Source organism: Coriobacteriaceae bacterium, from assembly GCA_025993015.1.
In the GTDB taxonomy this organism is placed as follows: domain Bacteria; phylum Actinomycetota; class Coriobacteriia; order Coriobacteriales; family Coriobacteriaceae; genus Collinsella.
Map to the genome: position 1 here is coordinate 1432981 of DAJPFV010000001.1, position 26296 is coordinate 1459276.

At 57.3% G+C, this 26296-nt stretch carries 24 protein-coding genes and 1 tRNA gene; 16 read left to right on the forward strand and 9 right to left on the reverse strand.

Annotated features, from left to right (window positions below):
• Nucleotides 1–494: 494 nt before the first annotated feature.
• From OIL77_06110 to nagA, 8 genes are all read left to right on the forward strand, one after another.
• Nucleotides 495–938 carry a PTS fructose transporter subunit IIA gene (locus OIL77_06110; protein HJI44976.1) on the forward strand — a complete coding sequence of 148 codons (444 nt, stop codon included), beginning with the start codon at nucleotides 495–497 and terminating at the stop codon, nucleotides 936–938.
• Nucleotides 938–1219 carry a preprotein translocase subunit YajC gene (gene yajC, locus OIL77_06115; protein HJI44977.1) on the forward strand — a complete coding sequence of 94 codons (282 nt, stop codon included), beginning with the start codon at nucleotides 938–940 and terminating at the stop codon, nucleotides 1217–1219. Before OIL77_06110 ends, yajC begins: the two co-directional genes overlap by 1 nt.
• Before the next feature lie 36 nt (nucleotides 1220–1255).
• Entirely contained in the window at nucleotides 1256–1738 is a 483-nt protein-coding gene (agaV, locus tag OIL77_06120; GenBank protein HJI44978.1) for a PTS N-acetylgalactosamine transporter subunit IIB, read from the forward strand.
• A 90-nt stretch (nucleotides 1739–1828) separates the two neighbouring features.
• Nucleotides 1829–2629: a PTS sugar transporter subunit IIC gene (locus OIL77_06125; protein HJI44979.1), complete on the forward strand. Its 801-nt coding sequence runs from the start codon at nucleotides 1829–1831 to the stop codon at nucleotides 2627–2629.
• A complete protein-coding gene (locus OIL77_06130) occupies nucleotides 2619–3701 on the forward strand; it encodes a PTS system mannose/fructose/sorbose family transporter subunit IID (protein ID HJI44980.1) in 1083 nt (360 codons plus the stop codon). Before OIL77_06125 ends, OIL77_06130 begins: the two co-directional genes overlap by 11 nt.
• Before the next feature lie 185 nt (nucleotides 3702–3886).
• Entirely contained in the window at nucleotides 3887–4618 is a 732-nt protein-coding gene (locus OIL77_06135; GenBank protein HJI44981.1) for a GntR family transcriptional regulator, read from the forward strand.
• A 114-nt stretch (nucleotides 4619–4732) separates the two neighbouring features.
• Nucleotides 4733–5899 (forward strand): SIS domain-containing protein, encoded by a 1167-nt coding sequence (locus OIL77_06140; GenBank protein HJI44982.1) that lies wholly within the window; start codon nucleotides 4733–4735, stop codon nucleotides 5897–5899.
• Between the two features lie 117 nt (nucleotides 5900–6016).
• Nucleotides 6017–7186 carry an N-acetylglucosamine-6-phosphate deacetylase gene (gene nagA, locus OIL77_06145; GenBank protein HJI44983.1) on the forward strand — a complete coding sequence of 390 codons (1170 nt, stop codon included), beginning with the start codon at nucleotides 6017–6019 and terminating at the stop codon, nucleotides 7184–7186.
• A gap of 75 nt (nucleotides 7187–7261) precedes the next feature.
• Here the strand turns inward: nagA and OIL77_06150 are convergent, their stop codons facing one another.
• Entirely contained in the window at nucleotides 7262–7846 is a 585-nt protein-coding gene (locus tag OIL77_06150) for a hypothetical protein (GenBank protein ID HJI44984.1), read from the reverse strand.
• A 156-nt stretch (nucleotides 7847–8002) separates the two neighbouring features.
• On the opposite strand from OIL77_06150, the gene OIL77_06155 reads away from it, so the two are divergent.
• Genes OIL77_06155 through OIL77_06170 form a run of 4 tightly spaced genes read left to right on the forward strand, consistent with a single transcriptional unit; the run spans nucleotide 8003 to nucleotide 10557 of the window.
• Nucleotides 8003–8884, forward strand: coding sequence for an aldose 1-epimerase family protein (locus OIL77_06155; protein ID HJI44985.1), 882 nt, complete (start codon nucleotides 8003–8005; stop codon nucleotides 8882–8884).
• A gap of 59 nt (nucleotides 8885–8943) precedes the next feature.
• Nucleotides 8944–9879 (forward strand): hexose kinase, encoded by a 936-nt coding sequence (locus OIL77_06160; GenBank protein ID HJI44986.1) that lies wholly within the window; start codon nucleotides 8944–8946, stop codon nucleotides 9877–9879.
• 31 nt (nucleotides 9880–9910) lie between these two features.
• A complete protein-coding gene (locus OIL77_06165; protein HJI44987.1) occupies nucleotides 9911–10051 on the forward strand; it encodes a hypothetical protein in 141 nt (46 codons plus the stop codon).
• Nucleotides 10052–10083: 32 nt separating this feature from the next.
• A complete protein-coding gene (locus OIL77_06170; protein ID HJI44988.1) occupies nucleotides 10084–10557 on the forward strand; it encodes a YhcH/YjgK/YiaL family protein in 474 nt (157 codons plus the stop codon).
• Nucleotides 10558–10707: 150 nt separating this feature from the next.
• Here OIL77_06170 and OIL77_06175 read toward each other — a convergent pair whose 3' ends face one another.
• A complete protein-coding gene (locus tag OIL77_06175) occupies nucleotides 10708–11073 on the reverse strand; it encodes a hypothetical protein (GenBank protein ID HJI44989.1) in 366 nt (121 codons plus the stop codon).
• 429 nt (nucleotides 11074–11502) lie between these two features.
• Nucleotides 11503–11578 (reverse strand) — tRNA-Thr (locus tag OIL77_06180).
• A gap of 157 nt (nucleotides 11579–11735) precedes the next feature.
• On the opposite strand from OIL77_06180, the gene OIL77_06185 reads away from it, so the two are divergent.
• On the forward strand, nucleotides 11736–12218 hold the full coding sequence (locus OIL77_06185) for a PTS sugar transporter subunit IIB (GenBank protein HJI44990.1): 483 nt from the start codon (nucleotides 11736–11738) through the stop codon (nucleotides 12216–12218).
• Between the two features lie 326 nt (nucleotides 12219–12544).
• Here the strand turns inward: OIL77_06185 and OIL77_06190 are convergent, their stop codons facing one another.
• A complete protein-coding gene (locus tag OIL77_06190) occupies nucleotides 12545–13597 on the reverse strand; it encodes a galactose mutarotase (GenBank protein HJI44991.1) in 1053 nt (350 codons plus the stop codon).
• A 205-nt stretch (nucleotides 13598–13802) separates the two neighbouring features.
• Between OIL77_06190 and OIL77_06195 the strand changes: the two genes are divergently transcribed.
• Nucleotides 13803–14567, forward strand: coding sequence for a DeoR/GlpR family DNA-binding transcription regulator (locus OIL77_06195; GenBank protein ID HJI44992.1), 765 nt, complete (start codon nucleotides 13803–13805; stop codon nucleotides 14565–14567).
• On the opposite strand, the gene OIL77_06200 is transcribed toward OIL77_06195, so the two are convergent.
• The 3 genes from OIL77_06200 to OIL77_06210 all read right to left on the reverse strand — a co-directional run bounded on the left by OIL77_06200 (nucleotide 14568) and on the right by OIL77_06210 (nucleotide 19840).
• Nucleotides 14568–15824, reverse strand: a complete 1257-nt coding sequence (locus tag OIL77_06200; GenBank protein HJI44993.1) for a putative DNA binding domain-containing protein — start codon at nucleotides 15822–15824, stop codon at nucleotides 14568–14570.
• A gap of 740 nt (nucleotides 15825–16564) precedes the next feature.
• Nucleotides 16565–17986, reverse strand: coding sequence for a 6-phospho-beta-galactosidase (gene lacG / locus OIL77_06205; protein ID HJI44994.1), 1422 nt, complete (start codon nucleotides 17984–17986; stop codon nucleotides 16565–16567).
• Nucleotides 17987–18061: 75 nt separating this feature from the next.
• Nucleotides 18062–19840 carry a PTS lactose transporter subunit IIBC gene (locus tag OIL77_06210; GenBank protein ID HJI44995.1) on the reverse strand — a complete coding sequence of 593 codons (1779 nt, stop codon included), beginning with the start codon at nucleotides 19838–19840 and terminating at the stop codon, nucleotides 18062–18064.
• A gap of 284 nt (nucleotides 19841–20124) precedes the next feature.
• Here OIL77_06210 and OIL77_06215 point away from each other — a divergent pair, with 284 nt between their 5' ends.
• On the forward strand, nucleotides 20125–21126 hold the full coding sequence (locus OIL77_06215; GenBank protein HJI44996.1) for a LacI family DNA-binding transcriptional regulator: 1002 nt from the start codon (nucleotides 20125–20127) through the stop codon (nucleotides 21124–21126).
• Between the two features lie 252 nt (nucleotides 21127–21378).
• Here OIL77_06215 and OIL77_06220 read toward each other — a convergent pair whose 3' ends face one another.
• Both OIL77_06220 and lacG (OIL77_06225) read right to left on the reverse strand, forming a co-directional pair.
• The gene (locus tag OIL77_06220; GenBank protein HJI44997.1) at nucleotides 21379–23139 is read right to left on the reverse strand and encodes a PTS lactose transporter subunit IIBC; all 1761 of its coding nucleotides are present in this window, start codon (nucleotides 23137–23139) and stop codon (nucleotides 21379–21381) included.
• A 176-nt stretch (nucleotides 23140–23315) separates the two neighbouring features.
• Nucleotides 23316–24758 (reverse strand): 6-phospho-beta-galactosidase, encoded by a 1443-nt coding sequence (lacG, locus tag OIL77_06225; GenBank protein ID HJI44998.1) that lies wholly within the window; start codon nucleotides 24756–24758, stop codon nucleotides 23316–23318.
• Between the two features lie 350 nt (nucleotides 24759–25108).
• Between lacG (OIL77_06225) and OIL77_06230 the strand changes: the two genes are divergently transcribed.
• A complete protein-coding gene (locus OIL77_06230) occupies nucleotides 25109–26137 on the forward strand; it encodes a substrate-binding domain-containing protein (protein ID HJI44999.1) in 1029 nt (342 codons plus the stop codon).
• The last annotated feature ends 159 nt before the right edge of the window (nucleotides 26138–26296 follow it).

A 26296-nucleotide genomic window follows, 5' to 3' on the forward strand; every position in this document is an offset into this window, starting at 1 on the left:
CAATTCATCTAGAAAAACGGCTGCAAACGACTGCAAATAACCGGTGAACGGTCAAAAACTACCGTTCACCGATAATTTTTAAACTGGTTCTAACTGGTATTAAGTCAAAAAGACCAATTCACATATCTTCACAATGACCTGCAATTTTTCTACACGCTATTTTTAGCCGCCCTGCGTTGTTTAGGGACAGGAAAAGTTCCGATCTTTTGCCAAAGCATTTCGAAACGGTTTCAAAACCGCAGGTAGAAGTGTTAACGACCGGTAAACGGTCGATTTATCACCGTGAGCGGTGCAAAAACGTTTTACCGTATGAATCAACGAAAGCGATCTCTTCTGGGGTGATATAGTGACAACAACACGTCACGTGGTTACTACCAGGTTAGAAACCACTGGTCTTCAAAGAACGCTTTCTAAGAAGCTTTAAGGGCGAGCGCCCGCTGGCTTCCGAAAATCATCGGACTCAGATTGTACACACCTTCGGAAGGGAAATTTGAATGGTTGGCTTTATTCTTACCGGTCATGGACAGTTCGCACCCGGCCTAGCTAGCGCTATCGCTATGGTTGCCGGCGACCAGCCCGTTTTTACCGTCGTTCCTTTTGAGGGCGACCAGGCTGCTTCCTACGGTGAGGATCTCCGCGCCGCTATTACCGCCATGCGCGAGGAGTGCGATGGCGTGCTCGTCTTTACCGACCTGCTTGGCGGCACCCCGTTCAACCAGTCGATGATGATTGCCCAGGATGTCGACAACGTCGAGGTTCTGACTGGCACCAACCTTCCCATGGTTATTGAGCTTCTGTTCCTCCGCGGCAATGCCACGCTCGCCGAGCTTGGCGAGCAGGCCGTGACCGTTGGCCAGACGGGCGTCACCGCCCAGACGGTCGCATCCGTTGCCGGCTCCGAGGAAGAGGATATCTTCGGCGACGAGGACGGCATCTAATGGCCGATTTCGGAGCCAACGTCCTGAGCTCCTCGGTCGCCCTTTTAGGCCTGCTTGTCATCATGGGCTTGATTTACACCATCTGGTCGCAAATCAACATGAAGAAGAAGCAGAAGTACTTCAAGGAGCTGCACACCGAGCTCAAGCCGGGTCAAGAGGTTCTTTTCGCCGGCGGTATCTACGGAACCGTCAAAGGCATCGAAGGCGAGAAGGTCCAGATCAAAGTCCGATCCGGAGCCGTCGTAGATGTTTCGCGTTACGCGATTCAGGAGATCAAGTAACTGTCGTCAGCAAATAACGAAAGGAAGCTGATCAACATGGCAGAACCCAACATTCTTCTTACCCGCATCGATAACCGACTGGTTCATGGTCAGGTTGCCACCCAGTGGAACTCCACCCTGGGCTCCAACCTCATCCTCGTCGCCAACGACGACGTGGCGTCCAACACCATGCGCCAGAACCTCATGAAGATGGCCGCTCCCGCCGGCGTCGCTACGCGTTTCTTCTCTCTGCAGAAGACCATCGACGTCATTGGCAAGGCGAGCCCGCGCCAGAAGATCTTCATCGTGGCCGAAACACCGGAAGACGTGCTTACGCTCGTCAAGGGCGGTGTGCCTATAAAGAAGGTAAACATCGGCAACATGCACATGTCGGAAGGAAAGCGCCAAGTCGCCACCTCCGTCGCAGTTAACGACGAGGATGTCGCTGCGTTTAAAGAGCTGCAGGAATTGGGGGTGGAGTTGGAGATCAGGCGCGTTCCGAGCACGCCTGTTGAGGACACGAGCAAGCTCTTCTCGTAATCCTCGTGATCCACGTTGTCAGGAGTGAAACCCTGACGTTCTGTACGTGAAATCCAAAGTGCGTACATACATTTTGAAAGGAGGAGCAAGATGGAATACTCGATCATCCAGATCGCTCTGGTCTTCGTCGTCACGTTCATCGCGGCAATCGACCAGTTTGACTTCCTCGAGTCTCTCTATCAGCCCATCGTCACCGGCGCCGTCATCGGTCTTATCCTTGGCGACCTCAACACCGGTCTTCTCGTGGGTGGTACCTATCAGCTCATGACGATCGGCAACATGCCGATCGGAGGCGCTCAGCCGCCTAACGCCGTCATCGGCGGCATCATGGCAGCCATTCTCGCTATCGCCACGGGCCTCGAGCCCAACGCGGCAGTCGGCCTCGCCATTCCGTTCGCTCTGCTTGGCCAGCTTGGCGTTACCCTGGTCTTCACGCTTATGTCCCCGCTTATGTCCACGGCCGATAACATGGCTCACAACGCGGACACCAAGGGCATCGAGCGCCTGAACTACTTCGCCATGGCTCTGCTCGGCCTGATCTTCGCTGTCGTCGTCACCCTGTTCTTCATCGCTGGCGCTACCATCGGTCAGACCATCGCTTCTGCCATCCCGACTTGGCTGCAGACCGGTCTCTCCGCTGCAGGCGGCATGATGCGCTTCGTCGGCTTCGCCGTCCTGCTCAAGGTTATGATGAACCGCGATATGTGGGGCTTCTTCCTCATGGGCTTTGGCCTCGCGCTCATCACCGTTGCCAACGATTCGCTGGCAACCCCTGCTCTGCTCATCCTCGCTCTCATCGGCTTCGGCATCGCTTTCTGGGACTTCCAGCAGCAGACCGAGCTGAAGGGTGCAGCTGTTTCTGACGGAGGTGACTTCGAAGATGGCATCTAATGAGTATGTGATCCCGGAGCACTACGAGGATCTCACTCCTGCTCCGCAGCTCGACCAGAAGACCCTCAACAAGATGGCTTGGCGCTCCTGCTTCCTGCAGGCATCGTTCAACTACGAGCGCATGCAGGCCGCTGGCTGGCTTTACTCCATCATCCCCGGTCTGGAGAAGATCCACACCAACAAGAACGACCTCGCGGCTTCCATGAGCCACAACCTGGAGTTCTTCAACACCCACCCGTTCCTTGTCACCTTTGTTATGGGCATCGTGCTTTCGCTCGAGCAGAACAAGGTTGACATCCCCACGATCCGCGCCGTCCGCGTCGCCGCAATGGGCCCGCTCGGTGGTATCGGTGACGCCCTGTTCTGGCTGACGCTTGTGCCTATCACGGCCGGCATCACCTCTAACATGGCCATCAACGGCAACGCCGCTGCACCGATCATCTTCCTGGTGATCTTCAACGTCGTCCAGTTCGCTCTGCGCTTCTGGCTCATGAACTGGTCCTACAAGCTTGGCACCAGCGCTATTGACGCTCTGACTGCCAACATGCAGGCCTTCACGCGTGCCGCTTCCATCATGGGCGTCTTCGTCGTCGGTTGCCTGGTCGTCACCATGGGTGGCACCCAGATCAACCTCCAGATCCCCAACGGCACCACCCGTGGCCTCTCCGCTACTACCGTGATCGTCTCCGAGAAGGAGGCCGAGAACTTCACCGGTATGGAGGGCATCGATACCGAGACCGCTGAGGCCGGCACCATCGCCATGACCGATGAGGACGGCAACGCCCTCACCGCTTCCGATGCCGACGGCAACGCTGTCGAGTGCGGCGTCACCGATTTGGGCAACGGCATGGAGTCCGTTACCTACGGCACCGTCACCGAGGATCCGGTCAACTTCTCCGTTGCCGACACCCTCAACACCATCGTCCCGAAGCTCGTCCCGCTTATGCTTACGCTGCTGCTTTACTACATGTTCGCTAAGCACAGCTGGACCCCGACCAAGGGCATTCTCCTGCTCTTTGTCCTTGGCATCCTGGGCGCTGGCCCGCTTGGTCTCTGGCCGAGCATCTGGTAAGGCTCTAGCTTGAGGGGTGTGTCCCTACGCGGCTCACACCCCGACCCCTTAAGCCATGTGTATGTTAAAAGCCGCGTGCTCGAAAGAGCGCGCGGCTTTTGTTTTCTTGATGATTCGGGTGTTGCGGACTGATAATGCTTAACACCCTAGGTAGTTAGCCGAATTCGAGCAAAAGGGAGGATAGGATGGCGATCGGAGCGCGTAAGCAACCGCTGTACGATCAGCTGGTCGATATTCTGACCGAAAAGATTGACCATGAATATCGCGCCGGTGACATGATTCCTTCCGAGCGCGAACTTTCGGAGCGCTATGGTCTCTCGCGCACTACGGTACGCCTGGCTCTACAGGAACTGGAGCGTTTAGGACTGGTGGTTCGGCAGCACGGTCGCGGTACCTTTGTGACCGACCGTTCGGCAAAGGCAACCAATCTTATGCAGTCCTACAGCTTTACTGAGCAGATGCGCGCGATGGGTCGCGACCCCGAGACCACGATTCTCGAGTTTTGCGAGATGGAGGCCGATAAGAATCTGGCCGAGCATATGGGATTGCGTATCGGTGATCGCATTTTTAAGCTTAAGCGCCTTCGTTCTGCCGATAACATGCCCATGATGGTCGAACGCAGCTATCTACCGGTTCGTCAATTTCTGTCCCTAAAGCGACCACTGCTGGAGCGTAAGCCGCTTTACGATGTGATTGAGCAAGACTTTCAGCAAAAGATTCGCGTGGCCGAAGAGGAGTTCTATGCGAGCATAGCCCGTCCCACCGACGCCCACCTTTTGGGAATTGTCGAGGGCTCGCCTGTGCTCGATTTGGTCAGGACTACGTATAACGAGTCAAACGAGGTTGTGGAGTATACACTCTCGGTTGCTCGTGCCGATCAGTTTAAATACAAGGTTTACCACCAGCGCAGTAACTAGTGCTCGCATCGTTTCCATATGGTGATTCTTTGCATTTAACTGGTTACTACCAGATAACCAACCGAAGTGTATAATTGCACGTCAGAGGATTACTTCTAGAGAGAGGTATTAGAAATGTTCGAGAAGAGTGTCGAGGAGCTCACCGAGCTCGGCGCCCAGATCACCACGGCCGAGATTGCTCAGCAGCCCGAGCTTTGGCGTGATACGCTCAACATCTATCGCGAGAACAAGGAGGCCATCGAGGCCTTCCTGGCCGAGGCTCGCGCTATGGGCGAGGGTCGTCTGTCCGTTGTCTTCACCGGTGCCGGTACGTCCGACTACGTTGGCGATACCTGCGCCCCGTACCTGCGTCACGCTGGCAACACTGATCTCTACGACTTTAAGCCCATCGCCACGACCGACATCGTGAGCGCTCCGCGCGACTTCCTGCGCGCCGAGGATCCCACGCTCGTGGTTTCCTTTGCCCGCTCTGGCAACAGCCCCGAGAGCCTTGCCGCCGTTGCCGTTGCCAAGGAGCTCGTCCACAACGTCAAGTTCCTCAACATCACCTGCGCTCCCGAGGGCAAGCTCGCTGTCGAGTCTGCCGATGATCCCAACGCGCTGACGCTGCTCATTCCGCGCGCCAACGACAAGGGCTTCGCCATGACCGGTTCTTATTCCTGCATGACCCTGCTCTCCACCCTTATTTTCGACACTGCCTCTGACGAGCAGAAGGCCGAGTGGGTCGAGACGATTGCCAAGATGGGCGAGGAGGTCATCTCCCGTGAGCCCGAGATCGCCGATTACCTGGCTGGCGACTTCAACCGCGTGACCTACTTGGGTTCTGGCTCCTTCGGTGGCCTTGCCCAGGAGAGCCAGCTCAAGATCCTCGAGCTCGCTCACGGTCTGGTTGCTACTTCCTACGACACCTCCATGGGCTATCGTCACGGACCCAAGTCCTTCGTCGACGATAAGACGCTCGTCTTCGTGTTCGTCAACAACGACGCCTACACCCGTCAGTACGACATCGACATCCTCAACGAGATCGGTGGCGACGAGATCGCTCAGCACACCATCGCCGTTCAGCAGGAAGGTGCCACTGTCTATGAGGGTGAGTCCTTCACCTTTAAGGGCTACGAGGCGCTTCCCGAGGGCTACCTTGCTCTGCCGTTCGTGATGTTTGCCCAGGCTATCAGCCTGCTCAACTCCGTGCGCGTGGGCAACACGCCCGATACGCCGAGCCCCACCGGCACGGTCAACCGCGTGGTCAAGGGCGTGACGATTCACCCCTTCACCGCTTAATCGCGTCCCCCTGTAAGGGCGCCCGTCCGCTCATAACGGCGGGCGGGCGCTTTTTGTTTTACGTGAGCTGGGTATAAGCATCACCACAGTCAACTGCTTTAGAAGCAAGGAGTGCATATGAGCACGTACGCAATTAAGGCTGACAAGTTCTTCTTGCCGGCAGGCCCGCAGCTGGGCGGCTATCTCATGGTCGAGGATGGCGTTTTTGGCGCCTGGCAGGCCGACGAGCCCTCTTGCGAGATCAAGGACTACACGGGATCGTGGATCGCGCCGGGCATGGTCGACACCCACATCCATGGCTTTTACAACCACTCAACTACCGATAACGACCCCGAGGGAATCGATATCAGCTCGACCGAGCTCGCCCGTCGCGGTACCACCAGCTGGCTGCCTACGACGTTCACCGATGGCGTCGAGCAGATCAAGGACGCCTGCGCCGCTATCGCTCAGGCGGACGAGGGTCGCGGCCCCGACTTCTGCGGTGCACGCATTCAGGGTATCTACCTGGAGGGCCCCTTCTTTACTATGAAGCACGTGGGCGCGCAGAACCCTGCTTATCTGATCGATCCCTCCAAGGAGGTCTTCGACCAGTGGCAGGAGGCTGCGGGTGGTCGCATCGTTAAGAGCGCCATGGCGGCCGAGCGCGACGGTGCCGCTGCTTATGCGGCTGCTCTGAACGCCAAGGGTATGGTGACCAGCATCGGTCACTCCGACGCCACCTACGATGAGTGCATCGCCGCCATCAACGCCGGTGCCAGCTGCTTTACGCATACCTATAACGGACAGCGCGGGCTGCATCACCGCGAGCCCGGTGTCGTGGGTGCTGCCATGTCCACGCCCGAGACCTACGCCGAGATCATCTGTGACGGCAAGCACGTAAACCCTGCCGCCATCAAGGCGCTGCTGCAGGCAAAGGGATGGCAGCACACGGTGCTTATCACTGACTGCCTGGGTTGCGGCGGCATGCCCGAGGGCAGCTACACCAGTGGTGGCATGGACGTCATCATGAAGGACAACCTGTGCTGGCTCGCCGACGGCAAGAGCATCGCCGGCTCGGTGCTCACGCTTGCCCAGGGCGTCAAGAACATCGTCGACTGGGGCATTGCCAGCGCCGATATCGCCATTCGCATGGCAACCGAGGTGCCGGCACGCTCCGCGCACATCGAGGATAAGTGCGGCAGCATCATGCCGGGTCGCGACGCCGACTTTGTCGTGTTCGACCATGAGCTCACCCTCGTCGAGACGTATGTTGGCGGCCAGAGCGTCGGCAATGCCTTTACCGAGTAACGATAGAAAAAGACGGCGGGCCCGAATCTGCTCGGACCCGCCGTATGGGTTAAACGCTCAAAAGTACCTTAACAGTTACAGCTTGTTAGCGATCTTCTTTGCCGTGCGCTTAACGCCGGCCACCAGGCCTCCTGCAGGATGCTCCTTCTCATATGCTAGGCGCTTCTCGCGCTTGGCGTACTCTTCGACGATGATGTCGCCATACTCGTCTTCGATCTTGTCGAAGAAGTCGACAGCGCCCTTAATTTCCTCAGCGGTCGGGTGTCCCTTTTGGACACCACCGGCGAGCTTGAACGGCCCCCACGTATCAAAGCCGGGGCAGCCGTAGACACCCATAAAGATGGCCTGCCTCATGCGGCAGATGCCATCGATATCCTTGCCGTACCACTTGTTTTTGCCACCGTAGGTCATAAGGCCAAACACCTTGTCCTGCGGCTGCAGCACGTTAGTGAGCACGCGTGCCATGTCCTTGTCGATCTCGGAGTAATAGATGCCCGTGGCGACGCCGATCAGATGGTATTCGTGCAGGTCGGGGTACTCGTTTTTACCGAGCGCCTTGACGTCGAGGGTATCGATCTCGGGGTGTGCCTCGACGATGGCGTCCACGAGCTTTTTCGTATTGCCGTGGTGGCGCGAGGCGTAGAGGATGATGGTTCGCATAAGAAGGCCTTTCAGCTGTAATTGCATCAATGTCTGTATGGTACCCCGTTGCATGGCTGGGATACCGGACGTATCGATGAACGTGCGGGTTTGTCCTTTTGTCAGGGCCGAGACGGGTTCTTGCGAGCAAAAAGCAGTTGTTCGAAAGGATGGGCAATGGAATACGCTCTCTCCAACGATTTGATTTCTATTAAGGTGTCCACGGCTGGTGGTTCGTTTACCTCGATTGAGGCCGGAGGTCGCGAGTATCTGTGGCAGGGCGATTCTGCCGTGTGGTCCGGCCAGGCACCGATTTGCTTCCCGATTTGCGGAGGCTTGCGCGACAACAGCGCCATGACGTTCGCCGGGCATCATGTAAAGCTCGCTCGCCACGGGTTTGCGCGCAAACAGGAGTGGAAGCTGCTGAGCCAAGGTGAGAACGAGTTGGCGATGTGCCTGGCTTCGGAGGATAACGCCGCGCTGCTGAGCGATTATCCGTACCCGTTTAAGCTTGTCGCTCGTTATACGCTTGAGGGGGATGCCGTGCGCGTCTCCTATGAGGTGACCAACGAGGGAACCGAGGACATGCCGTTCTTTATCGGCGGTCATCCCGGCTTTAGGTGTCCGCTCGATGAGGGCGAGGCCTATACGGACTACGAGTTGCGCTTTGAGAAAGACGAGGCTGCGGAGTTCTGCACCGCCGTTCCCTCGACTGGATTGATTGACGTGGCAAACCGCTCCAAGAACCCCATGGTGGGAAAGACGCTGCCCCTGTCGCACGAGCTCTTCGATTTTGCGGAGACCATCTTTGACGTGCTCGAGAGCCGCCAGGTCACGCTTTCCAAAAAGGGCGAGGACAAGGGCGTCCGCCTGAGCTTTGAGGGCTTCCCATATCTCATTGTGTGGAGCAAGCCCGAGGGCGATTTTGTGGCAGTTGAACCCTGGGGCGGCCTCTCGACCTGCTCCGATGAGGACGACGTACTTGAGCATAAGCGCGGCTGCCTTGTCGCCAAGCCCAAGGAGACCATCGTTCGCTCGTTCACGATTGAGATTCTGTAATTCCGTTTTGTCGACTCGTATCGCGAGGCATAAGGAGCCTGCGAGATAAGGAGCTAAAAATGATCCTCACCGTTACGATGAACCCGTCTGTCGATACGCGCTATCAGCTCGATGAGCTCATTATCGACGACGTCAACCGTGTGACGCCCGAAAAGACCGCTGGCGGCAAGGGCCTCAACGTGGCCCGCGTGCTGGGTCAGCTGGGCGACGACGTTGTGGCAACCGGTCTGCTCGGCGGCCACATGGGCGCCTACATGGCTGAGCTCATGGACGCCAACGGTATTAACAACGACTTTGTGCCCATCAAGGGCGAGACTCGAATTTGCCTCAACATTCTCCACGCCGGCAACCAGACCGAGCTGCTCGAGAGCGGCCCGACAATTGCCCCCGAGGAGCTCGATGCCTTTACCGCCAAGTTTACTGAGCTTGCGGGCAAGGCCGACGTTGTCACCATTTCGGGTTCTCTGCCCCGCGGTGTCGAGGCAGGCTACTATGCCAAGATCACGGGCATTGCCGAGAACGCCGGCGCCAAGGTGCTGCTCGATACCTCGGGTGCTTCGCTCGAGGCCGCCCTTAAGTCCGAAATTAAGCCCGAGCTGGTCAAGCCTAACCTGACCGAGATCAACGGCCTTCTGGGCACGAGCTTTACCACCGACGATGTGGACGAGCTCCGCGCCGCGCTCGCCTCGGACGCCCGCTTCTCCGATATCCCCTGGGTCGTCGTATCCATGGGCGCTGCCGGCTCCGTTGGTTTCCACAATGGCCGTGCGTTCCGCGCAAAGACACCCGATATCCCCGCCGTTAACGCCACGGGCTCTGGTGACTCCACTATCGCAGGCTTCGCACATGCCATCGCTGCCGGCGCAGACGACGAGACGGTGCTGCGTACCGCCAACACCTGCGGCAAGCTCAACGCCATGGATCCCATGACCGGCCATCTGGTCATGGATCGTTGGGACGAGGTTTACAACGGCGTTGTCGTGACCGAGCTGTAGGAGCTTGGGCGACGGCCCCGGTATCGGTTGCTTGCTTGTGGTTAGAGTCGACGACAAGTGCGGTAGCATTATGCCGGGGCGCGACGCCGACGCTGTCGTGTTCAATCCCGACCTTACCCTGGTCGAGACGTATGTGGGCGGCAACAGCGTCGGCAATGCGTTTGCAGAGTAGCCGCCAAAGAAACGATCCGAGAGGGGATTTAGATGATTTACGGTGCATTGGGCGATATCGAGGAGTACCGCGGAATGCTCAAGGGCCTCGACGTGCTGATCGACTGGCTCGAGGAGAACGACCCGGCGGAGCTCGAGGTTGGCAGCCATCCGATTCTGGGCGACAAGGTCTTTGCGAACGTCATGGCACCCACGACGCGCCCCGAGTCCGAGGCTCACTATGAGACGCATCAGCGCTATCACGATCTGCAGATCGACGTCGAGGGTCGCGAGGCCTTTAAGGTGGCCACGGGCAGCCTGACGCTGGTCCAGGAGTTTGACGAGAAGGACGACTACGATCTGGTCGATTCCGACGCTTCGATCGCCGGCGATCTTGCCGACGACAAGTTTGCGCTGTTCGTTGCCGGCGAGCCTCATATGCCCACGCTCGAGTTCCCGGGCGATGGCGCGCAGCCGGTCAAGAAGATCTGCTTTAAGCTGCTTGCAGACGCTTACTGGGAAGAGTAGCGAGCTGCCCGGTAGGGCCATTCGTCTGATGGCGTGATTCCCCTAGGGAAATCACGCTAGGACCCCGCCAAGCGTGTTTCCCTAGGGGAATTACGCTTGGCGGGGCTTTTTTGTTGAGTAGGGGAGTTGCCGGCGGCGTTTTGCTTGGATTTATTTGCGAAGAACATCGGCTAGCCGCAGGATTGAAATCATCGACCGATAAGTGAGTTCCACTTTTTCGCCCGCAAGCAGTCGTTTCGAGCCAATCTCATCTAGCCCCACAAGCCGAGAAAACAGCGGGCCGCTCATCGTGCCATCGTCAATTGATTCCCTTATGGTCTTCAAAACGTCCGTATCATGAAGCGATGCCGAGCTGTAGGGGGCAACACGAGCGGAACTCTCAATTAACGACGAGACAAAAGGATGGAGATGCTTTGGACATAGTCCATCAAACACCACATCCCCATTGTCGTTCGAGCCGACCAGGCGCCAAGTATAATGATCGACCCAGTCATCTCCGTCATATATGGCGTCCATGAGCAACTTCCCGTCTAGAGAGAGAAACCTATTTGGACATCGGGGCGCAAGACCGCAATCCATATCGGGCCTGCAGCAGCTCCAACCCAACGCACCACATAGGTTCCCTTTCGTACATGTGTATCAATCTGCCCCGAAATGCCGGTGAATGCAATTCCAGACCCGTTTGTCGGATAGCAATCGACGTATTTTTGTTTTCCGCTCACAACCTTGTATAGATATATCGTTCCAGCAAAAGAGAAGGTATCGTGGCTATTTTAAATCTATATGGCCAATTCGAGCCCTCACCATGGCAATTGTTGCAGCTGGGTTTCTTTTCATTAAAATCTCACTTTGGTAAATCCCCGCCCCCTAAGCATTAAATCCGAAGTCCACCGAGTGGGCGAATCGGCAACAAAAAAGCCGCCCGAAGGCGGCTATCTTGTGCAATGGAGCCAGCGACCGGGCTCGAACCGGTGACCCCCGCTTTACGAGAGCGGTGCTCTACCAACTGAGCTACGCTGGCGGCCATGTGGTGACGCAACTGAGGCGTCAACGGCTGTCTATGATACGGGACATCGCAAATCCGCGCAAGTGTTCTGACGGCTTTTCTCACTTTAAATGCACTAAGATTGGAGACGTGATGTCTCGCTCTTACGAGTCTCAAACAGAATGGGACTGCCATGGCTCAACCCAAGATCCTTCTCACGCGTATCGATGACCGGTTTATTTACGGGCAAGACGTCGAGCTGTGGAACGAGGCTATGGGTTCCAACCTCGTCCTAATCGTCAACGACGAGATTGCGGCGGATTCGCGCAAGTGGGCGCCTATGAGGGTCGCGGCGCCCGAGGGCGTGTGGACGCGGTTTTTCTCGGTGCAAAGGACCATCGACATCATTCATACCGCAACGCCGCGCCAGTTGATTCTGATCATGGTGGCCTCACCCGCCGATGCGCTCGCGCTGGTTAAGGGTGGTGTGCCAATCACCAAGATCAGCATTGGCCATATGCAGGCAGGGAAGGGCAAGCGCCCCATAACGCCCGCGGTTGCCGTGAGCGACGCAGACGTTGCTGCCCTCAAAGAACTGCAGGCGCTCGGCGTAGAGCTAGAAATCCGCTATCTCCCCAGCTCCAATCCCGACCCCATCGGCAATCTGTTCAAGTGATCCCTTGGGGACGGAGGAAAACGGATCATTTTGCCCTTGCGAGGGATGCGAGCGATGCCGTCTGTCAAAAACTATGTCCATTTACTACGTTTGATCGGCTATCGCCGAGCATGTCGAATTTGAGAAAAACAAAACTGCAGGTAGACGGCTCGAGAGTTTAACAAAAACCGGTGCATGGTCGAGCATCCCAGGCTAAACGTAGTAAATGGGCATAGTTTTGATATGTCACTCATACAGTCACAGCGAAAACAAGCCCAAAAGATGAAAAAACGCCCGCTGGCGGTGGTGCCGGCGGGCGCTGCTGTGCGATATGTTGCGTTGTGGGCTTAGTGCCTCATAAAGTGGTATTCGATCACATTGCTGTAGGGGTGACCCGGGCCCACAATGCCCTGCGGGAACAGCGGCTGGTGCGGCGTGTCGGGGTACATCTCTGCCTCGAGGGCAAAGCCGGCGCCCCAGCTATAGTTGGCATCGTCCTTGGCGTGCTCGTCGCCCAGCCAATTGCCAGTGTAGAGCTGCACGCCCGGGGCGGTGGTGTAGTAGTCCAGCTCGCGGCCGGTCCACATCTCCTCGACATGCAGGGCGCGGCGCAGGTTGCGACCGTATTGATAGTCATCGATGCACAGGCAGTGGTCGTAGCCACGGGCCTGCTTAATCTGCGGATCGTCGGTCTCCATGCCAGGCGCGACGGGGCGCAGCTCGCGAAAGTCAAACGGCGTGCCCTCGACCGGAGCAATCTCGCCGGTGGGGATGTTCTGCTCGTTGATGGGCAGGTAGTGGGCAGCGTTGGCAACAAAGAAGTGCTCGCAGTCCATGCCGGCGTTATGGCCGGCAAGGTTAAAGTACGTGTGGTTGGTCATGGACACGTAGGTGGCGCGGTCGCTCTCGCAGCCGTATTCGATACGGAAGCGGCCGGTGCGTGTCACGGTAAACACGGCCGTAAAGGTGCGGTTGCCGGGCAGGCCCAGCTCACCGTCCTCAAGCGAGGTGGTCATGCGCACGGCGTTATGGACCTCGTCGAGCTCAACATCCCACACGCGCTTGTGCAGACCATGCTCAAGATCGCTGTGCAGGTTGTTGACGCCTTCGTTGGCTGGCATATGCCAGTCCGTGCCGGCGATGGTGATCGTGGCGCCCGCGGTGCGGTTTGCCACGGGGCCGATGGTCGCGCCAAAGCAGGCGGGGTTGTCAAAGTAATCCTCGAGCTTATCGAAGCCCAGCACCACATCGCGCACGTTGCCGGGAATGTCGGGCACGTCGATGCCCAGCACGGTGGCGCCATAGTCCATAATGCGAACGCAGATCTCGGGCCCGTTGAGGGTGTAACGATGAACGGGGGTACCGCACGGCGCGGTGCCGAAAAGCTCGGAAGTGATCATTTGGTTCCTAACATCGAGGTATTTCCGACAAACTGTAGCGCGAACAGGCGAGATTATCACTACACCCCACTAAAGCAGGGGGTATTTTTCTCAAAAAAGTGATGATTGGAGCTGTGCGGGCGTTCATTTCTGACGCGCGCGAGTCTGATACAATTTGTTCGTTATTGTTTGAATTGACGTGAGCGTGGAACAGCGAGGACTCATCGTGATTAAAGCGGAGCGACAGGATAAGGTTCGGCAGCTGCTCGAGGAACAGGGAACGGTCTCGGTCAAGGAGATTTCGGATGCGTTAGGTGTCTCGGATATGACGATCCGCCGTGACCTTGAGGAGCTTGCGAGCCTGGGCGAGATCGAGCGCGTGCACGGCGGAGCCCGCAGTGCGCAGAGCCGTCCACACGCTATGCTGCGCCATGAGTATTCGCACAGCGAAAAGCGCACGAAGCATGCCGAGGAAAAGTTGCAGATTGCGCGCCGTTCTGTGGAGCTTATCGAGGAAGGCTCGACCATCTTTTTGGGCACGGGCACCACGGTTGAGCAGATGGCCTCGATGCTGCCGGCGTTTCGCCTGCGCATTGTGACCAATTCGCTTTCGGTGTTTAACCTGCTCGAGGCGCGCGAAGACTGCGACCTGTGCCTCGTGGGCGGTATGTACCGTCGCCGCACCGCCGCTTTTGTGGGGCCAACGGCCGAGGATACTCTGCGAGCGTTGGGTATCGATGCGGCGTTTATCGGCGCCAACGGCATCTTGGACGGTGACGTATCTACGTCCAACATGGACGAGGGCCGTATCCAGCAGCTCGCTTTTAGCAAAGCAGACTCGCGCTATCTGATCGCCGACTCCAGCAAGATCGGCAAGCGCGACTTCTACACCTTCTGTCGTCTGGACAACCTGGACGCCGTAGTATGCGAGCCGAGCATCTCGGCAGAAGACCGCGCCGCCATCGAAGAACACACGCAGGTCATCTGCTAGCTAGCGCAGCAGGCGATACTTCTGCCCCCTGCCGGTGCCTTCAACTGTCGCCAGGCCTGTCTCAACAAGTTTTTTGAGGATGCGAAGCAGCTTCGAGCGGCTAAAGGTAACTTTGGCCGCAAGCTCGCTTGTCGATTGAGGGTGTACTCCGCTCAGCAGTCCGAATACGGTAAGTTCGTCGCCTTCGAGCCCGGGGTTATCCATGAGTAGGGGAAGCGTGACCACAATAGCGTTATCCGATACTTGAAAACGAGGCTTTTTGATGCTGTCTTTATAGGTGTCTCGAATTCGCATAATGCCCGTTCCGAATGCCTCGATAAGGCCTAGGCGCAAAAAGACTTCGGCAAGAATACGATTGCGTCTAACGGACAGCATGTCGGACAGGTATTCATCGACGGTCATGCTTGCTGGCAAGCCGCCGGGCGAAGCGACTTCCACGCGGTCGTCGAACATCGAGATGCGAATGTGCGCGGGCGCATCCCAAGTCCTATGAACGACTGCATTGGTAATGGCCTCGCGGAATGCTTCGAGCGGAATGAGCTCCTTGCGGATCCGCTCCATCCCCTGGATCTCTTCGTAGCAGTACTGGGCTTCGAAAAGCTCAAGGGCTCCGTCAATTTCCGCTAGAACGGATGCATGTTCAAGAGTCTTGCGCTGCTTAATGAGGTTGATAGTTTCACCAAACACTGCGATGTCGATACCCGGGAAGCCATTCTCGTCCGCGAGCAGTTCTGCCGCGTTGTTGTAGGTTCCGGTTTCATCAAGCAGGCCAAGGGTTTTGAGAGTATCGGTTGTGAATGACTGAAGCGAAAGTTTTGCTGTTAGACGATTCTCTAAAACGGTGAAAGATAAATCTTGTTTGTTTGCCGGGAGCTGCTCAAAGGAGAGGTTTTGACCCTCGAGTACAAGACGCGAAAGGCCTAGGGTATCAACTGGAATGGTCGCGGTGTCATTGCGCTTGTATGCCTTCGAGCGGTATAGGTAAGGCTTCGATCTGCCGGGAAAGACCGTAAGCTCCACGGTTGCATCGGGCTCGTCGATCTTTAGGGAGTAATCGGGCTGGGGGATGATCGAATCGTTAATCTTGTTTTCGATATCCAGGCAGGTCTGCTTGGGGTCATCGAGGCCAACGGCTTCTCCGTCGTCGTTAATTCCAAATAGAACGCGTCCTCCCGTGCCATTTGCATAAGCGGAGACGGTTTTAAGGAACGAATTGGTGACGCATTCCTTGAATTCAAGATCTTTGGATTCTTGCATTGTGATGCTCCGTTTCGCTTCAATTTGACGTGAAAAATAACACGTAAAAATTTTACACGTCATTTTACGCGTCAAAATTATGACACGAAAAAATTTGCGTGTCATTATGCGCGTCAAAGTGACGCGAAATGACGCGCAAACGCGAATGCATTGGCATTCTGAACAATAACGGAGTTTGTAAGCCTGGGGCTTGATTGGGCTAACGCATGGAATTATCCGTATTCTCGAACACGCTTTCGGTATCATTTTGGCATTAAAAGATACCGAAGTGTGTTCGTGATGCCGATAATAATTAAGAAAGAGGAGCGCTTCGTAGCTGCCTGGAAAGTGAGGATTTGACCATCTGATTGTCTCGATCTGTAACAACTAGGCGATCAAATGCTCGTTAGATGTTACAGATTTAGATTTTCTGCCTGGCCGATTCCGTTTGTCTCAATCTGTAACAACTGGGACCGAAAAGCTCGGCTAGATGTTACAGATCGAGATTGAGCGGATTGACCTGTGCGTTTGTCTCGATCTGTAACAGGTAGATGGTCAAAAGTGGGCTAGGTGTTACAGATTTAGATTATTCGGACCGGCCTGCGCGTTCGTCTCAATCTGTAACAATTAGGACCGAAAATCCCTGCTAGATGTTACAGATCGAGATGAACGGCCCGCACGGGCTCACCAAAAACAAAAAAGGCCGCATGCGAACCCGTGGAGGGATTCGCATGCGGCCGACAGGGGGTATGCGGCAAAAGTTAGGCCATGAGCAGGCCGGTCTCCGCGACGTTCTTGTACCAGTACGCGCTCGCCTTGGGATAGCGCTTCTGGGTCTCAAAGTCGATGTAGAACAGGCCATAGCGCTTGTTGTAGCCGTTGGTCCAGGAGAACTGGTCCTGCAGCGACCACACAAAGTAGCCGTCAACGTTCACGCCGCCGTCGATTGCCTTGAGGATCCACGCGAGATGCTGACGCATGTAGTCGATGCGAGGGGCGTCGTCGATAAAGCCGTCCTCGAAGTCGTCCTTATAGCCCATGCCGTTCTCGGTGATGTAGATCTTCTTGTAGTTGGGGTAATCGTTCTTAATGCGGAGCAGCAGATCGTACAGACCCTCGGGATAGATAATCCAGTCCCAATCGGTGGTGGGTACGCCTTCGCGCACGCATGACTCACCAACGCCCTTGAGGAACCAGCGCGAGGAGCCCTTGTCGCCAGTGCCATTGTGGTTGATGTCGTTTTCGCCCTCGGCGGCACGCAGGAACTGGCACTTGTAGGTGTTGACGCCCAGGCAATCGTTGTAGGGGAGCGCGGCGGTCAGCGCGGCGATGTCCTCGTCTCGGACGTCGAGCTCGCCGCCGGCGATATGGGCCAGCTTGGTTGCGGCTTCCATGGTGTCGGCTGCATAGTGGCCGCGGAAGGTGGCGTCGAGTACCCAGCGGTTGTTGATGACGTCGGCCATGCGAGCCGCCTCGCAGTCGGCGGCGTTGTTGGGGTCGAGGGGATACTTGGGCTCCAGGTTCTGGACAATGCCGATCTCGCCCTCAAAGCCGCCCTCATGGAAGGCGACGACGGCCTTGGCGTGGGCCACCATCATGTTGTGCATGAGCTGGAAGGCCTTGTCCAAGCGATACTTCTCGCCGTGCGGCCAGTTGCCGACGATAAAGCTGCCCTCGGCGGTCGCGGGAATCTCGTTAAAGGTAAACCAGTGCTTGACCTCGGGGAACTCGGCAAAGCAGAACTTGGCGTACTCGACAAAGGCGTCGATCGTCGTGCGCGTCAGGAATCCCTCGCCGCCGTTTTGGTAAAAGGCCTCGGGCGTATCAAAGTGATCGAGCGTGACATAGGGGATAACGCCGGCTTTGTTGCAGGTGGCAAAGAGCTCATGATAGAAGGCAACACCCTCGGGGTTGATCTCGCCGGTGCCGTTGGGGAAGATGCGGCTCCAAGCGATGGAGACACGGATGCCGTTGATGCCGAAACGCTGGCACAGGTCGATATCGACCGGGTACTTGTTGTAGAAATCGCTTGCGGGATCGGGGGAGAAGCGACCCTGGGCTGCCAGGAAATCGTCCCAGGGCACTTTGCCCTTGCCGTGCGTGCGGGTCTCGCCCTCAACCTGGTAAGCGGCGGTGGCGCCGCCAAACACAAAGCCGTCGGGGAACTGCATGGGGTTGGTCATGAGTCATCCTTTCTGTGGGATACGAATAGGGAGAGGTGCCCGAACCGGGAATCCGGGCACCAACAGAGGGAGGAACTAGTCGAGGTTCTCGCGGAGCCACTTGATGGCGCCAGCGGGGTCGCGAGTAAGGTCGATATATTCCTTACCGCGGGGAGCGAGCAGCTTAATGCCCAGGCGATCGGTGTCGGCCTTCATGTCGTTGTAGTAGCTACGAACCTGCGGGGCGAGCACGATAACGTCGTACTGATCCATGATGGCAGTGTGCTGGCCATAGGCGCCTGCGGAGGAAGCGATGTTCTCTCCGGTCTGCGCAGCACCTTCCTTGATGGCGTTGGCAAGCATGGCAGAGGTGCCGGCGCCGGCGCACAGGACGAGGACCTTCAGGCCATCGACATCCTTCTTAGCGGATGCGTCGGCTGCGGGCTCGGGCTGATCGGCGACAGGCTCGCTGTCGGCGGCAGCGGCGGTCGGCTCGACGGAAGCGGTGGTCTGCTCGACAGCGGGCGCAGGGGTGCTGGCGGCGATGGTGGCAGCACCATCGGACTCGAGACCCAGCTCGGCGGCGCGCTCGGCCTCCTGGTCGCAGAGCAGCTTATCGTATGCCTTCAAGAATGGCAGGTAAATGATGGCGTCCAGCAAGATGATGATTGCGACAAACACCAGGGCGATAAGCTGGAAGTTCGTGGTGATGAAGATGCCGATGGGGGCAGGGGTGGCCCAAGGCACCACGAAGGAGAAGCCGTTCATGCCCACGTTATCGATAAAGAACTTGGCAACACTCACGTTGACGCAGCCGGCGGCAACAAAGGGGATGAGCATGTAGGGGTTAAGAATCATCGGCGCGCCAAAGAGCAGCGGTTCGTTGACGGCGAAGGCAACAGGAACAATCGAGGCCTTACCGACGGCTTTGAGCTGCTTGGACTTCATAAAGAGAATCAGCAGAAGCGGCACGATGAACGTGGCGCCGGTGCCGCCGAACTCACCCACGAGCGACATGTTAAAGGTGAGGGAGTGGGCGGGGTGGCCACCGGCCAGCAGAACCTGCAGGTTCTCGGCCTGGTTGGCAAGACGGATGGGGTCGATGCCCGGCTGGACGATCGAGGGGCCGTGGACGCCGATGAACCAGAAGAACGCGGTGGCTGCCTGGATAAGGATAAGGCCAGGATAGGTTTCTGCAGCGGTAAAGAGCGGGGAGAGCAGCTTGATGAGCAGCTCGGAGAACGGAACGCCCATAAGGTTGCGCACAACCACATCGATGATGCCGCAGATGATGACGGCGCCGCCAAAGGGGATGATGTCGCGGAAGTTCTGAGCGATGGCGCCCGGGACCTCCTTGGGCAGCTTAATGGTCAGATCGCGCGAGACGCAGAACTTATAGACCCACACGGTAATGAACGCGGCGATATAGGCCGAGAACAGACCGCGCGTACCCATGCTGGTGCAATCGAAGACCGAAAGCTCGGAGCCGTCGAACTTGGTGGTGAACTGCGTAACAGCGAGCAGCAGCATGCTGCACTGGGCGGCAACCATGGTGGAGCCGTCGTTGAGCACCTTGCCGGCGGGCATGCGACGGTTCATGGAAGCCGTAAAGTTCTTGGCGGTGGTGCCGGCAACCATGATGCCCATGACGCCCATGGTGAAGTTGTACAGCTTATTGCACCAGTCGATGAGCGGTTGGGGCAACGTGATGCCGACCACGCCGGGAAGCGTGGCGATCAGCAGAAAGATCGAAGAGGTGAGGACGATGGGCATGCACCCAAGGAATCCGTCCTTAATGGCCTGGAGGTAGATGTTCCTCGAGATCTTCTCAAAGAACGGTTGATGCTTTTCGAGCATCTTTACGATGGCGTCCATGAAGCTCCTTTGCTACTTGATGCGCGATGCATGTGGATGGAACTGGTCGTCGATGGATGGTCAGGACTGCCCGGAAACCTTCCTGTTTAAGGAAGGCATTGCGAAATGACAACGTTGTCATTTCGTTAATGACAACGTAAGACATTTTTGGAAGAGCAACAAGGTTATACGGGTGAGTGGTCGATATTGTCCGGTAAACGGTTGATTTATCAGTCAGGCAGGTAGTATATGCTAGAACACAAAAAACAAGCGATAGAGAACCGAGCGGAGAAGCAGTGGCAACGATGGACAAGAAAAATGTCTCGATGAACGATGTGGCAGTTGCCGCGGGTGTTTCTCTCAAGACGGTTTCGCGTGTGATCAACGAGCCCGATAGCGTGCGAGAGTCGACACGCGATAAGGTTCATTCGGCCATGGAGGCGCTCGGGTTTCGAGTCAACTTTGCCGCGCGTTCGCTCAAGTTGGGCCGTTACGGGTGCATCGGCGTCGTGCTGTTCCACTTGTCGGGCGGTGCCGTGGACATGATCGACGGTATCGCCGATGCCGCCGAAGAGCGAGGCTTTGCTCTTACGATGATCAAAAAGCGGGCGGGGGAGAAGATGACCCTTGCCGAAGCGGCGCGTAGGATGTCGCAGCTCCCCGTCGACGGCATGATTTTCAACCTGCGCCAGATGGTCGATGACTTTGATACCTTTGAGGCGCCGAAAGACCTCAAGACGGTGATTATCACACCGATGGAACATCCTACCTGCTCTACCGTCAGTGACGACCAAGAGGGCGGCGCGCGCATGGCGTGCGAGTACTTCTTGAACCACGGGCACAAGAACGTGTACTTCGTCTCTGGTAAGAAAGAGTCACTGTCGAGCCAGTGCCGTATGAAAGGTTGGCGAGCGGCACTCGAGGCACGTGGCATTGAGCCGCCCGAGCCTCTGCAAGGCGATTGGAATGCGGATAGTGGCTATGCCGCGGGCCTTGTGCTTGCCGATAAGCCCGATTGCACGGCGGTCCTCGCTGCTAACGACTGCATGGCAAACGGCGTGATGATGGCTCTACGTGACAAAGGGCTCAATGTGCCCGACGACGTGTCCGTGATCGGCTTCGACGATGAGCTCTACAAGACGATTCCCAACTCGATTCTGACGTCGGTGAAGTTTCGCCACCGCGAACTGGGCATCCGTGCGCTTAACGAGGTCGTCGCAGGTCTGGAAGCCCCGAGCTCCAGAAGCCGTACGCTCGTCTCGGGTGTGCTGGTCGAGCGTTCCAGCGTGAAGGACCTGCGGGCGTAGGGTTTTTCGGCCCGTTCGTCTCAATCTGTAACAGTTAGGACCGAAAAACTCAGCTAAATATTACAGATTGAGATTTTCGGCTTGGTCTGTGCGTTCATCTCGATCTGTAACAGCTAGGACCGAAAAACTCGGCTAGATGTTACAGATTGAGATGAACAGGAGGACGGGTGCGGTCTAAACAAAATGGCCCGCGCATCACGCATCGATGCACGGGCCATTTTTTGTCTGCGAGCGGCAGGTGGCGTCAGCGTCTTATGCCTTGAGGTTTTCCTCGATCCAGGCGACGGCACCCTTGGGATCCTTAGTGAGGTCGATGTACTGTTTGCCCTTGGGCGACAGCAGCGTGATGCCCAGGCGGTCGGTGTCGGCCTTCATCTCGTTGTAATAGGTGCGAACCTGCGGAGCCAGGACGATGACGTTGTACTGGTCCATGATGGCGTAGTGGCTGCCGTAGGCACCGGCGTTGGCGGTAATGTCGATGCCCAGCTCGTCGGCGCCTTCCTTAAGCGCGTTGGCGAGCAGTGCAGAGGTGCCGGCGCCAGCGCACAGAACCAGAACCCTCAGATCCTTGCCCTTAAGGGCGGACGGAGCTGCGGAGGCCTCAGTGGCAGAAGCGGTCTCGACAACAGGAGCCTCAACGGCGGGGGCGGCAGCGGTCTTGACGGCCTTGGTCTCCTCGGCCTCTTCTTCGGCCAGGGTCTCGGCCTCCTGCTTGCACAGGACGTTGTCGTAGGCCTTGCAGAACGGGTAGTAGATCAAGAAGTCAACGACCAGCAGGACGACAACCAGGACCAGAGAGATCGGCTGGAAGTTGGTGTCGATGAAGGTGCCGATCGGTCCGGGGAGTGCCCACGGCATGGCATAGATAAAGCCGTTCATGCCCAAAAAGTCGATGAAGAACTTACCAATGAGGACGTTGGCCACGGGGGCAAACAGGAACGGGATCAGGAAGTACGGGTTGAGGATGATGGGCGCGGCGAACAGCAGCGGCTCGTTGACGGCGAACATCACGGGCACGACAGAGGCTTTGCCGACGGCCTTGAGTTGCTTGGAGCGCATAAAGAGCAGGAAGATAATCGGGACAATGAACGTGGCGCCGGTGCCGCCGAGTTCGCCGATGTAGTTACCGAAGTTTTCGGTCAGGGCGAGGGCGGGGTGACCGCCGGCCTGCAGCGTGGCGAGGTTGGTAGTGATGTTGCCAAACAGCGCGGCGTTGAGGGCAGGCTTAACGACCGAGGGGCCGTGGATGCCCATGAACCAGAACAGAGGGATCATGAACCAGATGAGGGCGAGGCCGGCGTAGGAATCGGCAGCGGCGAACAGCGGGCTCACCAGCGTGGAGATGACGTTGGCAAACGGGACGGCCAAGCAGGTGCGGCAGATAACGTCGATGACGGCGACAAACAGGATGGAGAAGCTGAAGGCGAAGATGTCGCGGAAGTTCTGGGCGATGGCGCCGGGGACTTCTTTGGGCAGCTTGATGGTGATGTCTCGCTTAATGCAGAAGGCATAGATGTTGACCGTGGCAAATGCGGCGACAAAGGAGCTCAGCAGGCCCTTGGTGCCCATGTTGTCGGTAAAGAACACCGAGACATCGGCGCCGTCGATCTTGGCACTCGTCTGGGTAACGGCCAAGATGAGCATAGCGCACATGGCGGCGACCATGGTGCTCGTGGCGTTGATGGCCTTGCCGGCAGGCATGCGGCGGTTCTTGGAGCCGGTCAGCGCGCTTGCGGTGGTGCCGGCGACCATGATGCCCACGACGCCCATCGTGAAGTTGTAAACCTTGTTGCAGAAGTTCACGACGTCGACGTTCCACCAGTCGGGCAGCGTAAAGCCGCCGACCGTGGCGACAACGCCCGGCAGGGTCGAAATAAGCAGGAAGACAGAAGAAGACAGGATGATGGGCATTGCTGCCAAAAAGCCGTCTTTAATGGCCTGAAGGTAGATGTTCTTAGAGACCTTGTCGAAGTACGGCTGACCTTTCTCCAAGAACTTAACGATCGATTCCATAGTTCACGCTCCTCTTTGCATGAAATCTTAATGGCATGGACGTTGAAAACCTATATGGTCTCCCGCTTGCTAAAAGCCCGGGTGCAGGCGGGGTCGGTCCCAGGGGGAGAGAGGGGAGCGGCTGGGTTTGTATCGCATAGGGCCGCTCCCTTCTCGGGGGAAAGCGAGGCGATGCGCTACTGCGCGTCCGCCATAGTGTCGGCGAGCTCCTTGTACCAGAGTGCCGACTGCTTGATGTAGCGTTTTTGCGTGTCGAAGTCGATGTAGAACAGGCCGTAGCGCTTGTTATAGCCATTGGCCCACGAGAACTGGTCCTGCAGGCTCCAGATAAAGTAGCCCTGGACGTCGACGCCCTCGGCGCGCGCCTGGAGCACCTTCTCCATGTGCTGGTCGACAAAGTCGATGCGCTCGGGATCGGCGACGATGCCGTTTGCGTCGGGCTCGGGGTCCTTGTGGCCCAGGCCGTTTTCGGTGATATAGATGACGGGGAGGTTGGGATAGGTGGCGCTGATGTGCTTGAGCGTGTCGTAGAGGCCTTGCGGGTAGATGAGCCAATCCCAGTCGGTGGTGGGGATACCCGGCATATCGACCTGCTGCCCGACGCCCTTAAACTTAAAGCACGAGGTGCCCTTGTCTCCGGTGCCGTTAAAGCTGTTGGTGGACTCGCCATCGTAGGCGGCGATAAACGCCGACTGATAGTAGTTGAGGCCGAACATATCGTTGCGGGGCGCCGCCTTGGCGAGCTCCTCCATGTCGCTGTCCTCAACCGTAAGTGTGGCGTTGTTGGCACGCAGAATCTCGTTGATGAGTGAGAGGGTGCGCGCGGAGTAGTGACCCAGGAAGGCGCCGTCCATGATGAAGTCGGTGTAGAAGGCGTTGTACAGGTCGGCGGCGTGCTGGTCGGCGGGCGAGTCGGTGGCAGGATATGCCGGCGTCAGGACGTTGACCATGCCAATGCGTCCGCCCAGGTGCTCGGTCTCGTCAAGATCCTTATACAGGTTGACGGCGCGGGCGTGGGCAACGAGCTCGTTGTGCTGGCTCTGGATGCCGCTCGTCACATCAAAGTGATGGTTGGGCGGGAAGTTGCCTTGGATGTATTGGGAGTGCGAGAGGCTGATGAGCTCGTTGATGGTGAACCAATTCTTGACCTCGCGGAACTCGCGGAAGCAGAACTCGGCATAGCGCACATAGGCGTCGACGGTCTTGCGGTTGAGCCAGTCGCCCTGGTTGAACAGGGCGGCGGGGGAGTCAAAGTGATGCAGGGACACATAGGGCTCGACGCCATACTTTTTGCAGCAGGCGAACAGCTCGTGGTAGTGCTTAACGCCCTCGGCGAGGGGTTCGGCATCGTCGCCGTTGGGGAAGATGCGGGTCCAGGCGATGGACACACGAATGGCGTTGAGTCCATGCTCGGCAGAAAGGCGGATATCCTCCTCGTAGCGGTTGTAGAAATCACTGGCCGGGTCGGGCAAAAAGCGACCCTGGGCGACAAGGTAATCGTCCCACATGGTCTTACCCTTGCCTGCCACCTTCGTGGAACCTTCCGTTTGGTACGCGGCGGTTGCGGCGCCCCAAACAAAGCCCTTCGGCAGCTGCTGTACGCGGTTTAGCAAAGACATATGCATACATCCTCTCGTCTCGCTGTTCGATATTGTGCGTTTGCGCTCAGGAGGCTCCCTGGTTAGCGTTCAGCGGTGAAAAAGCCCGATAAACACTATCTTAAAATGATTAGAACCAAAATGAGCACGTGAACATTTGACAATGAGCACGTTAACATCCGGCTGGGATGTATAGAAACAAAACAACTTCAAACAGCTGCGAACGGTTGTATTTGTTCGGTAAGCGGTTTTGATTGACAGAAGTTTTCATGTTGTGGTATATGGCTCGGGTATCATGAGCACGTTATCAATGTATGTACGATGCGCCATGGGCGCGGGGAATAGTTGGGAAGCAGGTTAGCGTGGAAGGCATGGATCAGCAGACAAGGAATGGTCGTTCGGCGAGCGCGGCAGAGGTTGCGGCGCTCGCTGGCGTGAGCCGCCAGACTGTGTCTCGCGTGGTCAACGGTATGCCCAACGTGACGGAAAAGACGCGCAAGCGTGTGCTGGCCGCCATGGAAGAGCTGGGCTTTCGTCCCAATTTTGCTGGAGCGGCGTTGCGCGGCGGGTCGTATCGTTCTATTGGCCTGTGCATGTACAACATCACACGTGTCGGTAACCTGGCGACGCTCGAGGGTATCATGCAAGCGGCGCGCGAGCATGATTTTGCCGTCACTATGATCGAGATGGGCGGCGACAAGCCCTATGCACTTGCCGATGCCTCGCGCCGCATGGTCGAGCGACCCGTCGACGGCATGATTCTCAACATGAACCGCATGGCTCCCGATTTTGAGGAGTTTGTTCCCCAGCCGGGAGTGCGAACGGTCATCCTGTCCATGTATGCGCATCCGCGCTGCACGACGATCGACTCCGACCAGTATGGTTCGTGCGAGCTGTTGACCAATTATCTGCTGGAACATGGTCACTCGAATATGCGGTTTGTGGCGGGTCCGGAAAACTCGATTTCCTCGCGTTTTCGTGAGGCCGGTTGGCGCGATACGCTGGGTCGTGCTCATGTCGATGCCGCTCCGATGCTGCGTGGCGATTGGAGTGCGGACAGTGGGTACGCCATGGGCGAGCGGATTGCGGCCGAGGTGCTTGCCGGCGGGTCGCAGACGCCGACTGCCGTGCTTGCGGCAAATGACCAGATGGCGCTGGGCGTTATCGCCGCGCTCGAGAACGCGGGCCTGTCCGTGCCCGACGACGTGAGCGTGGTTGGTATCGACGACGCACTCGAGGGACTTGTTCCTCACAATCGGCTGACGACGCTGCGATTTGATTTGCGCGGTGTCGGTAAGCTTGCGTTTGAGGCGGCGATTGGAGAGAGCTCGTCTATCGAGGCGATTCATGTGCCGAGCACGCTGGTCGAACGCTCGACTGTTAGGGACATACGGGGTTAGGTCCTACTCCGTCTGTCTCGATTTGTAACAGGTAGACGGTCAAAAGCGGGCTACGTGTTACAGATTTAGATTCTTCGGAAAGAGCAATCCTGTTCGTCTCAATCTGTAACAGCTAGGACCCAAAAACTCGGCTAGATGTTACAGATTGAGACAAACGGA

Bases quoted from the DNA above. Each gene is read 5' to 3' on its own strand.
- OIL77_06110 (HJI44976.1), top strand. From the start codon at position 495: ATGGTTGGCTTTATTCTTACCGGTCATGGACAGTTCGCACCCGGCCTA.
- yajC (HJI44977.1), top strand. From the start codon at position 938: ATGGCCGATTTCGGAGCCAACGTCCTGAGCTCCTCGGTCGCCCTTTTA.
- agaV (HJI44978.1), top strand. From the start codon at position 1,256: ATGGCAGAACCCAACATTCTTCTTACCCGCATCGATAACCGACTGGTT.
- OIL77_06125 (HJI44979.1), top strand. From the start codon at position 1,829: ATGGAATACTCGATCATCCAGATCGCTCTGGTCTTCGTCGTCACGTTC.
- OIL77_06130 (HJI44980.1), top strand. From the start codon at position 2,619: ATGGCATCTAATGAGTATGTGATCCCGGAGCACTACGAGGATCTCACT.
- OIL77_06135 (HJI44981.1), top strand. From the start codon at position 3,887: ATGGCGATCGGAGCGCGTAAGCAACCGCTGTACGATCAGCTGGTCGAT.
- OIL77_06140 (HJI44982.1), top strand. From the start codon at position 4,733: ATGTTCGAGAAGAGTGTCGAGGAGCTCACCGAGCTCGGCGCCCAGATC.
- nagA (HJI44983.1), top strand. From the start codon at position 6,017: ATGAGCACGTACGCAATTAAGGCTGACAAGTTCTTCTTGCCGGCAGGC.
- OIL77_06150 (HJI44984.1), bottom strand. From the start codon at position 7,846: ATGCGAACCATCATCCTCTACGCCTCGCGCCACCACGGCAATACGAAA.
- OIL77_06155 (HJI44985.1), top strand. From the start codon at position 8,003: ATGGAATACGCTCTCTCCAACGATTTGATTTCTATTAAGGTGTCCACG.
- OIL77_06160 (HJI44986.1), top strand. From the start codon at position 8,944: ATGATCCTCACCGTTACGATGAACCCGTCTGTCGATACGCGCTATCAG.
- OIL77_06170 (HJI44988.1), top strand. From the start codon at position 10,084: ATGATTTACGGTGCATTGGGCGATATCGAGGAGTACCGCGGAATGCTC.
- OIL77_06175 (HJI44989.1), bottom strand. From the start codon at position 11,073: ATGGACGCCATATATGACGGAGATGACTGGGTCGATCATTATACTTGG.
- OIL77_06185 (HJI44990.1), top strand. From the start codon at position 11,736: ATGGCTCAACCCAAGATCCTTCTCACGCGTATCGATGACCGGTTTATT.
- OIL77_06190 (HJI44991.1), bottom strand. From the start codon at position 13,597: ATGATCACTTCCGAGCTTTTCGGCACCGCGCCGTGCGGTACCCCCGTT.
- OIL77_06200 (HJI44993.1), bottom strand. From the start codon at position 15,824: ATGCAAGAATCCAAAGATCTTGAATTCAAGGAATGCGTCACCAATTCG.
- lacG (HJI44994.1), bottom strand. From the start codon at position 17,986: ATGACCAACCCCATGCAGTTCCCCGACGGCTTTGTGTTTGGCGGCGCC.
- OIL77_06210 (HJI44995.1), bottom strand. From the start codon at position 19,840: ATGGACGCCATCGTAAAGATGCTCGAAAAGCATCAACCGTTCTTTGAG.
- OIL77_06215 (HJI44996.1), top strand. From the start codon at position 20,125: ATGGACAAGAAAAATGTCTCGATGAACGATGTGGCAGTTGCCGCGGGT.
- OIL77_06220 (HJI44997.1), bottom strand. From the start codon at position 23,139: ATGGAATCGATCGTTAAGTTCTTGGAGAAAGGTCAGCCGTACTTCGAC.
- lacG (HJI44998.1), bottom strand. From the start codon at position 24,758: ATGTCTTTGCTAAACCGCGTACAGCAGCTGCCGAAGGGCTTTGTTTGG.
- OIL77_06230 (HJI44999.1), top strand. From the start codon at position 25,109: ATGGATCAGCAGACAAGGAATGGTCGTTCGGCGAGCGCGGCAGAGGTT.